We start from the raw sequence: 12,828 nt of genomic DNA, 5'->3' as shown, positions 1-12,828 counted from the left end.
GGCGAACGCCGGGTGACGGCACCAGTGCCTCCCGGCGAACGCACGAGAACTCTCGGCTTGCAGCCTCAGGATGTCTCGGGACTCGCCGGCACTGCGGTGTCAGGCCTCGCGGTCGTCCCTGGAGCTCGGTTGCAGCCGCGCTCGCCAGAGGTCCAGCTTGTCCGAGCGCAGCCGACGTAGACGACGCACGAGAAGCGGATCGTGCTCGAGGGCCGCATCCTTCTTGATGATGACGTCGAGGAATCGGAGGTAGCGAGCCGGCGAGACGGCGAAGGTGCGCCAGATGGCCTCGTCCTTGGCGCCTGCGTCCTTGCGCAGGACCCGCTCGAAGTCGAGCACGAATCTCTCGAAGTCGGTGAGCGGTGACACGGTGACGATCATACAAATCGATCCGCGAAGAGGAGCCGGGGCGAGGGTCGTGTCCAGGCGATGGGCGGTGTCAGGCCGCGGGCGGCTTTCGCACGTGCCGGCTACATCAACTTCGAGAGAGCCATCAACATGACCCGGTCATGACCGGCCCGCTCCCGGGGAGGGGTGTGCTCGAGCAGAGACTGACGTCCTTGGGCCGGACAGGGTCGCCAGTCGAAAGGACGCGGTTACAGCGGCGCGTGGATGAGCTCGACCATCCGGCCCGGTGATCGAACACGTGTTCTATTCTGAAGGGATGCCGCGCCAGCCCCCGTTCCACGTGTGGGTGGACATGACCGGCATCTGGTCGGCCCCGGCGCCAGGCGTCCTGCTGGCGTGGCGGCACTCGGACCGCCGCGGGTGGGAGGCCTGGGTCGTGCGCGTGGAGTCGTACTCGACAGGAGTCGGAGCTGAGGTGCTGATGTCGCAGTCATGGGTACCAGCGGCGTTGGTCAGGCCGGTGGACCGGCACCACCGGGCTACGACATCGGGCCACCGTCGAGCCCACCACGACGCCGATCTGGCCGAGTGACCCAGAACGGGTGCATGATCGAAGCAGTCCGCGGGAGCACGCCCGACCCGCATTGCGGAAAGAGGCACCGTGAACAAAGCCGTCCTGCACTCGATGACCGACGCCGAGCGTCTGCTCGTCGCAGACACTGAACGCGATGCCATCGCGGAGCTGGACGAGGATGACCTCCTCGAGCTTCACACCCGCATCCGACGGACGAGAAGCAAGTACGCCAAGAACTACCGCCGAGCCGCCAGCGCCAACGTCGAACAGGCCGGGGGACGAGGCAAGGGCTTCGGACAGAACTCCCGCGACCGCGACAAGGCCGAGGTCTTCGAGCTCGCGCTCGCACGCGTCAGCCGCCAGGTCGCGGTCCGCGCGAAGGAAGCAGCGGCAGAGCTCAAGGCCGAACGACTCGCGGCAGCACGCCAAGGCTCCACCGGACCCGACTCCTCAACCGACGCACATGGCGAGGCCGGTCCCGCTGGGCGGGGACGACAGACACGCAAGACCACTGGCGGCATCAAGAAGGACGCATCATCACGCTCCGCTGGCGCCCGTAGACAAGCCAAACGCGACAACCGGTAGAGGACGACGATCACCTTCCCGACGTGGTCGGGGACCATCTCGTTCAGCACATGAGGCCCCACCACGGGCACCCCTCTGTTCTGGACACTCGCTCCACCTCGTCATGCGTCCGCCGCCTCTGGGCAGACCGAAGACGCAGATGCTTCCCTCGCTCCAGGCAGCCAGAACGGCGGGCACCAAGAGGTCTCCGTCAGGCCAGTGCGACTTGTGAGCCGACACTCCCGCCTGATGACCTACCGCCTGGCGCCTCGGTGCCCGCGGTTCCACCACACGATCGGGGCACACTTCCAGTCATGCTGACCCGACTCTGCGCCGCCACGCTGGCCCTCGCTCTCCTGACGGCCTGCGGCGACGACGCCGGTTCCACATCAGACAGAACGGCCTCGCCATCGAGTCCAGCTGATCGCGGGACAGAGCCTTCAACCGCCACCGAGCCTGCACCATCGACCACGGCGGAGCCGACAAGGCGCGGCACCCGCATCGTCACTGACGACAGCGAGTTCGGCACGATGTTGTTCGACGGGACCGGGCAGGCGATCTACCTCTTCGACGTCGAGGCCACCTCGATACCCAAGTGCTACGACGCATGCGCCGACGCCTGGCCGCCGGTACTCACCACCGGCAACCCGGTTGCAGGTCCCGGCGTCGACACCTCGATGCTCGCCACCACCAGACGCACCGACGGCACCTGGCAAGTCACCTACAACGACCATCCGCTCTACTACTACGCGCACGAGGCCGAGCGCGAGGTGAAGTGCCACGACGTATTCCTCAATGGCGGCAACTGGTACGTCGTCCAACCCGACGGCGACCCGGCACCCGCATGACGAACTGGCTCTGACTCAGCGTTTCCGCTGTTCAGAAGCCGGTTCTCTCGGCCGGGCTGACAGGTTCGAACCTGGGACCCGGCCGACCCTGGGTTACCGGGGGCGCCACTCCCCCGCTGGAATTTGCTTCGACCCGCCCGACAGGACCTGCCCGGTAGGCGCTGCACAGCGCCGCGGATGACCAAGACCCTCAGCTTGCGTGCTGCTGGACGACGTTGAGCACGTTGCCATCGGGAGCGCGGACGAAGAAGCGAGTGACGCCCCATGTCTCGGTTGTCAGGGGATGCACGATCTCGTACCCGCGCTCCTGTGCTTGGCGGTAGGCGGCTTCGACGTCGTCGACCATGACCGAGACGACGGGATCCACGGGTGCGGTGGCATCGCTGGTCATCACCTGGAGCGTCGCCCTGGATGCCGGCGAGGTGTGGCGGGCCACCCAGCCCAGGTTGAACTCCTCTTCGGCCAACCCGAGGTAGTCGCTGTAGAAGCTCCGGGAGGCGGGGAGGTCGGCTACGTGAAGGTCGGCGATGATCTGCGTGACGCGGACGCGCGACGTGTCGGCACTCCCAGCTGGGCCGGTTTCGCCTGAGGTCTGCTCCGGCGCGGCTCCCAGGAGGTGGATCCAGCGCGGATCCTGCTGGCCCGGCCGGCGCTCGAGCTCGCGCACCAGCGGTTGCGGGCGGCTCGCCATCCGGCGCAGGCAATCCTCGACCTGGCCCGGGTCGGCGAACCCGTGCAACCGCTCGGTGCGGGTGCGCAGCTCACCCGGCGCCTGCGCGCCGCGGAGCAGCAGTACCGTGAGCAGCGCCCGCTCGTCGGGCTCGAGGGCGAGTTGCTCGTCGAGGATCTGGTGGTACTTCAGTGTCCGGCGCCCGGTGTCGGACCACACGATCCGCAGCAGCCCGCGCTCCTTGAGTGACTTCGCGGTCCGCTCGACGGTCTGCTGGTCGAGGTCGGTGACGGGGTCCCGGCTGCTCCTCTGGTTGCACGCCGACACCAGCGCGTTCGCGGAGAGAGGATAGGTGGCGGGCACGGTCGTCTGCTTCTCCAGCAGGCTGCCGAGGATGCGCTGGTCAGTCGCATCGAGGACGGGGAGTTCGCTCACGTCTCGACCTTAGGTCTGTCTTGGCGCGACTGCGGATCGAACCGCGTCCTTTTCGCCGCTTGCGCGCCACGGTGGCGAAGACGTCGCAGAGAAGCGTGGTGGCGTGCGAATCTGACGGAAGTTGTCCACGTCCATGAGCATGGTGAGGGTTCCTCGACTCTGCCGATCGGCAAGCTTGGCTTGTGTTACGAGTCCGCAGCGGTTTCGGAGAAGCGGCGCTGCAGCACAACCACTAGCGTCGGTGGAACACCATGGAAGGGGATCACCATGAGCTATCAGGCTTACCTCGACGCGATCGAGAGGAAGACCAGTAAGACGCCTGAGGAACTGCTGGGGGAGGCCGCCGCGCGTGGGTTCACTCCGCAGAGCAAGGCGGGTGATTTCGCGGTCTGGCTCAAGGACGACTACGACATCGGCCGGGGCCATGCGATGGCGCTGTTCGGGGTGCTCAAGAATGGGTCGACGATCAGCGACAAGCACCTCGACAGCGGCACCACCCACTCCGATGCCTCCACCGAGCTGCGGTTGGACGGCATCGACCGCCGCTGATGGGCGTCGTCGCCCTCGTGGAGCTACCTCGATGGTGGCGTTGACGTCCCCACGAGGCAAGGCCTACTGGGCTGCGGGCTTGCGTGCGATCCGGTAGTCCAGTGTCAGGAACGGGAAGCCGAAGATCCAGAAGCTGTGTTCGGCGCGCAGCGCGCCTTTGTCGACGTAGACGTCGAGCTGCTCCTCGAAGCCGTGCACGGCCAGCGCGGTCAGTTCGTCGGCCGATGTGTCGATGTAGGTGAGGTAGTGCCCGGCCTGGCCGTCGTGCGCGCGGCTGGTCAGTCTCAAGCCTCGATCGGGTCGTGACTGCGGCAACAGCGTTGCGGTGAAGCTCCCCTCCGGGACGGGGAATCCGACGCTGACGTAGCCAACGTTGTCGTGGGTGTAGGTGGTGTAGATCCCGAGCATGATCGGCTCGTCGTCGTCGGCGAACGACCGAACCCAGCCGCGTACGGACACCACGCCGTCGACCCCGGTGACGGTGTCGATCCGGCTGCGGATCCCGCGTTGGGCCTCTCGCTGGTTCATCGGAATGCTGGCCTGCCCGAGCGGGCGGGCAACGAGGGTGCGGTAGAGCAGGTAGCCGGGCCGGACCCACAGCCGCCACTGCGGCACGATGTCGAGGGCGAACCGGGTGGTGTGCTCGTAGAACTCCCGCACCAGGGGGTCGACCTGACCCGGGTCGAGCTCCGGACCGGCTAGGGCGTCGAGGGAAGTGACGATCCCGGCATCCGGGGCGTCGGCGATGTAGTGCGCGCCCAGTTCCGCGGCGAGGTCTCGGACATAGGTGGTGCCGACGTACCTCGACCGCGCGGGCCGGGGCACCACGAACGGCAGGTCGGCGGCTCGAACGCGTTCGGCGAGCAGGCTCAGCTGGGCGTCGCGGAAGACCACTGCCGACAGGCTTCGATAGGCGAGCACGGTGCTGCTTGCGATCACCGCGGCCGAGGCCTGCCGGCGCGCGAGTACCTCCCCCACGGCCAAGCCGACGACCGGGCCCATCGCCACCTTCTGCGGTCGCAGCCCCATCGCTCCGACCACGGCACCGGTCCCCGCCGCCACCGTTCGTGGACCTGCGCCGGTCACGTTCTCCGAGATCCAGCCCAGCGGTGCGGCGAGTGCGGCACTCACCGCGATCCGCTGCCACAGCGCCGGGATCTCGCCGTCCTGCTGGCGAACCCGGGCCACCGCCTCCGACGCCCCCAGTCCGATGGCCCCGACGAACGCGGCACGCGCTGCGGTCCTGACTCCGTAATGCGCGGCCAACGACGCCCCCGCGCTCCCTCCGATCAAGGCTGCGAAGGCGGCGGACGACGTGGAGGACACGTTCGCGACCCTAGCCCGATCCTGAACAGAGCACGGGCCCCGTGCGGTACGAGATGCGCCCACCACACACGGTCTCCGCTACTGCGTCATGGCGCCACGAGCCGGACGCGCAGCACGGACGGTGCGTCGGCCGGGACTCACGTTCGAGGCCTCAACGCAGCGCCCGGCCGCTCCGCGACCGAACGCTCGCATGGGTTGGGGTGCCGCAACCTCCCAACAGTCATTCCGACCACGTTCCTTCGCATCCCCGCGGCGAGATCCCTTCGTAGGAGGCCCGGTCAGCTGATCGCGGCTCGCATCTGCACCGCTTCCATGCCGATGCCCGCGGTCTCAGCGATCTCGAGCACGGGGTACAGGCTGAACTCGAAGAACGGCCCGAACGTCGCCATGTCCTTGGCGACGAGCGCAGGGTCACTGGTCTCGACGACGGCGAAGCCCCCTCGACCATCGACGCGACCGAGGAACTGCTGGAAATCGGTGCCCTCGGAGGGCGACCACTTGCTGAATACCTGGAGCCCGCGTGCCTGGGTCTCCTCGCTCGTCGACTGACGCGTCTCCCACATCACTACGTACTTCATCGCTCATCCCTCCACGGACCGCTGCCGCGTCGGGATGACGCGTGTGCGGCGTCACTTGTCAATCAACTCCTAAACGACGGCACGGTCAAGGAGTGTGCAGCCCGGTCTAGCAGGGGCGACCGACTCGTCATGCCACTCCACCCGCAGGCGCGACGCTTGTGGGCGTGATGCTGCTTTGCCGTCCAGGCGAAGTCCGTAAATGCGGCTTGTCCGGCTTCCAGGACTTGGTCCTGCTGGGTGGGGTGTCCCAGGCCGGGCCAATGTGGCCGAGCTTGCGGCGGTACACGTGCGTCATCAGGGGGAAAGCTGCCCGGTGGGCAGGACGACGTCACGGTCGTCCACGCGGGTGACGCGAGTGCACGTCGTGGAGTGCACGTCGCATGCGAGCAAGGCGCGCGAGGCTCCGTTGCGAGCGGAGTAGTTGAAGCTGAGGGCGGCCACGGTGTTCGCGTCGAGCCACTGGTACACGCTGAGGTAGACGTCGCGGTCGACGGTGGCGTCGTTGGTGCCGTTGTCAGGGGTGAGGACGCGTCGCTCTCCGGTGGCCAGCTCAAGCACCGTCGGAAGCGTTGTGCCGTCGATGATGAGGACGTGCTTCCCGTCGGGAGTGAGACGTCCCCATTCCCCTTCGATGGTGAGACCGTTGGTGAGGTCGTTGCCGACACGAAGCTGGGGAACGAGGGAGGTGGTAGTGGACCCGTCGTCTCCGTAGGGCGTGAGGACGCTGACGCTGTACACGAACAGCCCGGCCTGCGCGTCGAGCGTTCTGCTGGTGGCGGCGGAGGGGTCGGCGCTCAGGAGGACAGGCTGTTCGCCGTCGAGCGCGTCCCAAGCCATGACGCCGCCTGTGTCCGCGACGTAGACGGTGCGCTCGTCGACGGATACGATGAGGCGACCTTCGCCGCTGCCATCGGGTACGCCGGCATTGGCCGGGAGGCTGCCGGGCCAGCTTGCGAGCTCGAACTCGGCTACGTCGCCGGTGGCGATGTCGAGGACGGTGAGGGTGCCGCCATCGGCGGCGTCGACCCACGCGACGATGTCACCGTCGGAGACCAGCGCGGCGCCGCGGTCGGTGTCAGCGAGCTGTCCGACGCGGATGGTCTTGTCGTTGATGACGGTGTGGACGCGGCCTTGCGGGTCGGCGATGACGTACCCGCGCGGCGTCTGAGTCAGGGCGCGGATGCGGACGCCGGTGTCGGTCGTTCGGTCCCCGTCGTGAATCGTTGTGCCGCTCGCGTAGACCACGTCGTAGGTGTGCACGGTGGGGTTGGGGGCCGGTGTCGGCGTCGGAGCGGGACTGGCCGCGGGGTTGCTGGACTGCGACGGCGGGTCGGCGGGCGGGTCGGTGCGCGTCGTGTAGAAGGTGGCTCCGGCTGCGATGACGACTGCAGCCGTCAGGCCGCCGTACGCGCGACGGTCCCAGGGCCGTGGTTGGCGCGTGGACCCGCCCTCGAGGATGTCCGGTTGCGCGCCGTTGCGCGCGGCCGGGCGGTAGCCGGGGTCCGTCATGGGTGTCATGGTGCCGTATGCGGCGCCGCCTGCATCCGATGCACAGTGCGGCCAGTTCGTGTTGCCCATCGCAGGAGGGCGGTGAACCGCGAATCGCGGCCGAGGTGGCTCACGTGTTGGACTAGCTGGCCGCCGCCGATCCCGAGGCTGGCTCGAATACTTGGTGAGTAAGCGGTGAGTAGGGCTTCCAACGAGTTGGGCCCGATTGGCGCAAACAAGCCCTGGCCTGAGGAAACACCGCCCGGGCTGAGCAGTCCTTGTCCTGGCGTGCCCCAGGAGGAGGCCTTCTGACCGAGTACTTGGTAAGTACGTGCGGCAGACTTGCGAGGTTGAGGAACACCTCGAACGGCGTCACGCGTCGGCGAAAAGCTGAGGGCGCTCTTGGGTCCCCGGCTGGACACCACTCCCCCGGCTTTGAGCAGCGTCGACTCGCCCACTCTAGGCACCGAGTTCGCCCACTAAGACGACTCAACAGCGCGCGCGTCCGCCGCGCCAGCCGTGGTGCCCACGACGCCGCTCTTGGACCGGCGTGTCACCGGTTTCGACTCCAAGACGACAACTCACCAATGTCCGTCGTGAGACGACATGACACCCCCAAGGTCTACCCGTCCACGGCGTCAGGGGCTCGCGTTGAGTGATGGGTGCCTGGCAGCGCGGGTTCAGTCGAGCGCCACGGCCACGCAATCCGTCTGGTAAGCGGCAGCGCCGCTACCGTCCGTGACCTGCCAGCGCAGGTAGTAGGTAGTTCGAGGCAGATCCTCCACCGCGGCGGGAACGAATGTGGCGGCGCCGTGGGCATTGCCGGACGCATTGGCCGTCATCGTCGCCATCCCGGGCACGGCGACCACGATGTCACCGCAATCAAGGTCGCTGTAGGCGTACAGGTTCACCACATACGTCTGTCCCGGATCCACGTCCCGCAGTAGGTACCGCTCCTGCGCGTAGATCCTGGGGCCTTCCGTATGGACGTCAATCACCCACCCGTGGGTCGATTCGCCGGCCACGGACGACAGCGGGTACTGGGTGGTGTGGAACACCTGGTCGGCGTGCGCTGTTGGCGACCAGCCGAGAATCAGAGCCGCGGTCCCCAGCGCAACGACTGATCGACGAGCGTGCTTGCGGAGCATGTTGACCTCCACGTTGCATCTGATGAAGCAATTGCCCCGAATACCAACGACTCAACTCTTGGTCAGGTGTCCGATGCAAGCCCCACGTGGGGTAAAGGGAAGAGTGTGCCGCCCACGCGCCGCATGCCTCGCTACCCCAGCCGGGAGGAATCTGGCAGCGTCACGCTTGGACCCAAGGATGGGGTTCGGCCCTTTCGACCGGCCATGGCACGGCCACCCGCCTGCCCGCGATCGCTCGCTCCGAAGGCGAGTCAAGCGAGCACCGCGCCCACTGGGGCGCGGTGCCAGCCCCCGATGCCCTTGCACCGATTCCGGAGAAGTCGTCCTAACCTCACAGCGGTGAAACGCTTGGGACCGCCGGACGCCCGGTCAGCCGGGTCATCGCCGCGAGTACCGCATCTGGCGCCTCGAGCCAGATGAAGTGACCTGCTCCTGGTGCAGCCGACCACCACCCTCCTGGGATGCGGTCCGCAGTGTCGGTGCCGGCTGTCATGGGGATCGGACTCCGCTCGCCGACGAGCACACCGACCGGCACCTCGATGGTGGAAAGCGCCACCTCCAGTTTCGGCAGACGCGCATTGAGGTCGGCCACCAATCCTTCGTACGACGCCTGGGACACCTTCACCGGTGGCATCGCCGGTGCCGTCGACGGCTCCGCGAAGTAAGACGGCCAGACCAGACCTAGCTGCTCGGCGTCCTCCTCCGGAGACAGGCCCTCGGCCGACTCCTTGGCCTCGAGCTCCTCGAACCTGGGGCGATTTGCATCGGGCATTCGCACGACCAGCTGCGCGGTGAACTCCGCGGTCCCTCCGTCGCCCACCGCCCCCAGGGGATCGACGGCCAGCACGCCGGACAGCCTGTGGGGAATCGCGGTTGCGGCGTGGAGAGCAAGATGGCCGCCCCATGAGTGGCCCAACAGGTAGGCGCTGTCCCAGCCGAGTTCGTCAAGGACCACGACGAGATCGCCGACCGCCTCCGCAATGGTGAACTCGCCATCGGCGGTCGAGGGCGCCAGCCCGCGCTGCTGGAAGGTCGCGACGCGATAGCGCTCGGCAACCTCCTCAACCAGGGTGTCGAGGTAGTCGAAGTTGAGGCCGGGCCCGCCGTGCAGGGCCAGCACCGGCGGTCCCTGCCCGGCGACCCATCCAACGATCTCACCAAGGCCCGTAGTTGCCGTGAACGAGGTGCGCTCCATGCTCGGAGACTAGGCCAGAAGTCAGGCGGCGACCCGGCGCTAAGACCACCGCCACCCATGACCGGACCTGCACGTCCCCGAAGCTGCCGCGGCCAGGTCAACAGGAGATGCAAACGGTCGGCACAACCGCATCACTTCGCCGGGTGCCAGCGCGGCCGACGTTGGTTGAGGCGACGCCGCCAGGACCGCCATCCCGGTGGTTGCCGACCATGGTGACGCGGGTGGAGACTGGTCGGTGCGGTCGAGGGGTACCCGACCGCAGGGAGGACCGCCAGTGGTCGAACCTGCTCCGTTCCCAAAGTCGGGAGTTGTCAGCGCCGCGGAGCACGAGCGGCTCCGCCGGGACTACGACGCCTTGGCTGACCAGTTCGGCGCCACGTCCGAGGTGCTCGAGGCCATGGGCCGGTCGACAGCCGATCCGGGCGCGGTGCTCACCACAATCGTTGAGAGCGCGCGCCGGCTGTCCCGATCGGAGGCCGCGCATCTCTACCTGTTGGAGGGTGACACGTTCCGCCTCATGGGGACTGTCGGGCTCTCCGAGGCGTCCCGGCTGGTGCTGACCGAGCACCCGATCTCGATGGACCGGGAGACGCTCACCGGACGCGTCGGCCTCGAGCGGAGGACGCTCCAGATTCCCGACGTGCTGGCCGACCCGGACTTCGGCCGCCACGATCTGCAGAGATCCGCGGGCTTCCGCACAGTGATCGCCGCTCCCCTGATCGTCGACGACGCGGTCGTTGGCGCCCTCAATGTGTGGCGCAACGAGGTCCGCCCGTTCGACGACCGTGAGGTGAGCATCGTCAGCGCGTTCGCCGTCCAGGCGGCAATCGCCGTCAACGGCGTCAGGCTGATCCAGCAGCTCGAGACGCGGGGAGCGGAGCTGGCCCGCAAGGTCGACGAGCTGGAGGCGCTCCGCGCGGTCGGCGAGGCGGTCAGCTCCACCCTCGACCTCGAGGGCGTTCTCGACACGATCGCCGAGCATGCGGTCGCACTGTCCGGCACCGACGGCGGCTCGATCATGGAGTACGTCGAGCGAGACCGCCGGTTCGTGGTGCGCAGCGCTTATCGCACGGCTCCCGAGGTCGTGGAGCAGCTGCGCTCCGTGAGTATCGACCTCGACAAGACGCTCGTCGGGAGAGCCGCGCTGGAGCGGCGCCCGATCGTCGTCCCCGACCTCGCGGCCGTCGAGCTCGACCCGCACCTGGAGATCCTGCACGGCGCCGGATGGTCGTCTCTCGTCGCCGTCCCCCTGCTTCGCGAGGAAACGATCGTCGGCTCGCTGATCGTACGGCGCAGACGCACCGGCGACTTCTCTTCGGAGGTCGTCGACCTCTTGGAGACTTTCGCCAGCCAGTCGGCGCTCGCGCTGCTGAATGCCCAGCTCTTCCGGGAGCTGAAGGAGCAGAGCCTTGCCCTGGAACTGGCGAGCCGGCACAAGTCGGAGTTCTTGGCGAGCATGTCGCACGAGCTACGCACCCCGCTCAACGCGGTGCTTGGCTTCTCGGAGGTGCTGCTCGAGCGCATGTTCGGCGACATCAACGAGCGACAGGAGGAGTACCTGCGGGACATCCACGGCTCTGGGAAGCACCTGCTCGAGCTGCTCAACGAGATCCTCGACCTCTCGAAGGTCGAAGCCGGGCGGATGGAGATCGACTACTCCGCGTTCGACCTGCGCGTGCTCCTTGAGGCGGCGGTGGCCATGCTCCGCGAGCGGGCGACCGCGCACGGTATCGATCTCACTGTCGACGTCGAGCCGGGCCTGGCCCATGCGTACTCCGACCAGCTGCGGCTCAAGCAGGTCGTGCTCAACCTCGTGACGAACGCCGTGAAGTTCACTGGCGACGGCGGCTCGGTGGCGGTCCGGGCGCGGCGGACGCCGGTCGATTTCGAGGTCACGGTGACCGACACCGGGGTCGGGATCCCGGAGACGGACCGTGAGCGCATCTTCGAGTCCTTCCAGCAGGGCGGGCGGGGTGCCTCACGCGAGGAAGGCACCGGACTCGGGTTGACCCTGTCGCGCCGAATCGTCGAGCTGCTCGGTGGCCGGATGTGGCTGGAGAGCGAGGTGGGCGTCGGCAGCACCTTCGGCTTCACGCTCCCGTCGCGGACCAGCGACGACGCCGTCGACCCCATGTCGACCTCCGGGATGTGCGAGGTCGTGGTGATCGAGGACGACCGGCCTTCGCTCGATCTCTTCACGGCCTTCCTCGACGGCGCTTCGGTGCGGGTCACCACCGCGCGTGACGGGCCGACCGGACTCGAGGCCATACGCCAGAACCGGCCGAGCGCGGTGCTGCTCGACATCAGGTTGCCGGGCATGGACGGCTGGGCGGTTCTGACCACCCTCAAGCAGGACCCCGATACCCGCGACATCCCCGTGATCGTGGTGTCGATCGTGGACGAGCAGCAACGCGGCGCCGCATTGGGGGCCGCGGCCTACCTCGTGAAGCCCGTCGGACGCGGCGCTCTGCTCGACGCGATCGCTCGGGTGGTGCCCTCGGTCCAGACGGGTTCCCGCGCGGTAGGAGAGGGGTGAGGACGTGACAACCGGCCGACGGGTCCTTGTCGTCGAAGACAACCCCAGGAACCTCAAGCTCGTGCGGGACGTCCTGACCCACTACGGCTTCGAGGTAGTCGAGGCGACCACGGGCGAGGAGGGAGTGCGTCTCGCCGCACAGCTCGCCCCCGACCTCGTCCTGATGGACCTGCAGTTGCCCGGCATCGACGGCACGGAGGCGCTGCGGCTGCTCCGCGAGGCCGAGAGCACCCGTTCGGTACCGGTGGTGGCCGTCACCGCCTTCGCCATGGACGACGACCGCGAGCGGGCGCTCGCCTCCGGGTTCGACGGCTACGTCGAGAAGCCGATCAGCGTGCGCGCCCTGCCCCAACTGGTGGAGGACTTCCTCGGCCTGGGAGACGTGCGATGACCCCCGACACCGACGTACCCCCGTCGTGGACGACCAGCCCGCGCACTGCGCGGCGGCCCGGTCCCGGGTGGCGCCCGGGCTACCCCGGCTGCCGCGACCGCCAGCAGCGCTCAACACGGTGGGACTGCGCCTTCCGGCGGGCGCGTGTTCGGCGGGTGCGCAAAGGTGAGGGGGCGTC

At 68.0% G+C, this 12,828-nt stretch carries 13 protein-coding genes; 6 read left to right on the top strand and 7 right to left on the bottom strand.

Translation table 11 applies throughout. The features are described from left to right. Positions 1-99 precede the first annotated feature (99 nt). A complete protein-coding gene (locus ACFQW6_RS04015; protein WP_378541532.1) occupies positions 100-369 on the bottom strand; it encodes a DUF3263 domain-containing protein in 270 nt (89 codons plus the stop codon). Between the two features lie 295 nt (positions 370-664). On the opposite strand from ACFQW6_RS04015, the gene ACFQW6_RS04010 reads away from it, so the two are divergent. From ACFQW6_RS04010 to ACFQW6_RS04000, 3 genes are all read left to right on the top strand, one after another. After that, positions 665-940 carry a hypothetical protein gene (locus ACFQW6_RS04010; protein ID WP_378541530.1) on the top strand — a complete coding sequence of 92 codons (276 nt, stop codon included), beginning with the start codon at positions 665-667 and terminating at the stop codon, positions 938-940. 69 nt (positions 941-1,009) lie between these two features. Then, positions 1,010-1,507: a hypothetical protein gene (locus ACFQW6_RS04005; protein WP_378541528.1), complete on the top strand. Its 498-nt coding sequence runs from the start codon at positions 1,010-1,012 to the stop codon at positions 1,505-1,507. Positions 1,508-1,800: 293 nt separating this feature from the next. Further along, positions 1,801-2,334, top strand: a complete 534-nt coding sequence (locus tag ACFQW6_RS04000) for a hypothetical protein (protein ID WP_378541526.1) — start codon at positions 1,801-1,803, stop codon at positions 2,332-2,334. A 190-nt stretch (positions 2,335-2,524) separates the two neighbouring features. Here ACFQW6_RS04000 and ACFQW6_RS03995 read toward each other — a convergent pair whose 3' ends face one another. Next, on the bottom strand, positions 2,525-3,439 hold the full coding sequence (locus ACFQW6_RS03995; RefSeq protein WP_378541524.1) for a DUF480 domain-containing protein: 915 nt from the start codon (positions 3,437-3,439) through the stop codon (positions 2,525-2,527). A gap of 267 nt (positions 3,440-3,706) precedes the next feature. Here ACFQW6_RS03995 and ACFQW6_RS03990 point away from each other — a divergent pair, with 267 nt between their 5' ends. After that, complete coding sequence (locus tag ACFQW6_RS03990; RefSeq protein ID WP_378541522.1) at positions 3,707-3,988, top strand: DUF4287 domain-containing protein; 282 nt, start codon at positions 3,707-3,709, stop codon at positions 3,986-3,988. Between the two features lie 63 nt (positions 3,989-4,051). Here ACFQW6_RS03990 and ACFQW6_RS03985 read toward each other — a convergent pair whose 3' ends face one another. The 5 genes from ACFQW6_RS03985 to ACFQW6_RS03965 all read right to left on the bottom strand — a co-directional run bounded on the left by ACFQW6_RS03985 (position 4,052) and on the right by ACFQW6_RS03965 (position 9,723). Next, positions 4,052-5,377 (bottom strand): hypothetical protein, encoded by a 1,326-nt coding sequence (locus ACFQW6_RS03985; RefSeq protein ID WP_378541520.1) that lies wholly within the window; start codon positions 5,375-5,377, stop codon positions 4,052-4,054. A 215-nt stretch (positions 5,378-5,592) separates the two neighbouring features. After that, positions 5,593-5,892 (bottom strand): DUF3303 domain-containing protein, encoded by a 300-nt coding sequence (locus ACFQW6_RS03980; RefSeq protein WP_378541518.1) that lies wholly within the window; start codon positions 5,890-5,892, stop codon positions 5,593-5,595. 294 nt (positions 5,893-6,186) lie between these two features. Further along, entirely contained in the window at positions 6,187-7,401 is a 1,215-nt protein-coding gene (locus ACFQW6_RS03975; RefSeq protein ID WP_378541516.1) for a hypothetical protein, read from the bottom strand. Between the two features lie 659 nt (positions 7,402-8,060). Then, a complete protein-coding gene (locus ACFQW6_RS03970; protein WP_378541514.1) occupies positions 8,061-8,528 on the bottom strand; it encodes a hypothetical protein in 468 nt (155 codons plus the stop codon). A 331-nt stretch (positions 8,529-8,859) separates the two neighbouring features. Then, on the bottom strand, positions 8,860-9,723 hold the full coding sequence (locus ACFQW6_RS03965; RefSeq protein WP_378541512.1) for an alpha/beta fold hydrolase: 864 nt from the start codon (positions 9,721-9,723) through the stop codon (positions 8,860-8,862). A 274-nt stretch (positions 9,724-9,997) separates the two neighbouring features. On the opposite strand from ACFQW6_RS03965, the gene ACFQW6_RS03960 reads away from it, so the two are divergent. Next, positions 9,998-12,259: a GAF domain-containing protein gene (locus ACFQW6_RS03960; protein WP_378541510.1), complete on the top strand. Its 2,262-nt coding sequence runs from the start codon at positions 9,998-10,000 to the stop codon at positions 12,257-12,259. 4 nt (positions 12,260-12,263) lie between these two features. Further along, positions 12,264-12,650: a response regulator gene (locus tag ACFQW6_RS03955; RefSeq protein ID WP_378541508.1), complete on the top strand. Its 387-nt coding sequence runs from the start codon at positions 12,264-12,266 to the stop codon at positions 12,648-12,650. Positions 12,651-12,828 lie beyond the last annotated feature (178 nt).

Source organism: Nocardioides sp. GCM10028917 (assembly GCF_042666175.1).
Classification (GTDB): Bacteria; Actinomycetota; Actinomycetes; order Propionibacteriales; family Nocardioidaceae; genus Nocardioides.
The sequence above is the reverse complement of the archived record's forward strand: the minus strand, read 5'-3'. Positions and strand labels throughout refer to the sequence as shown.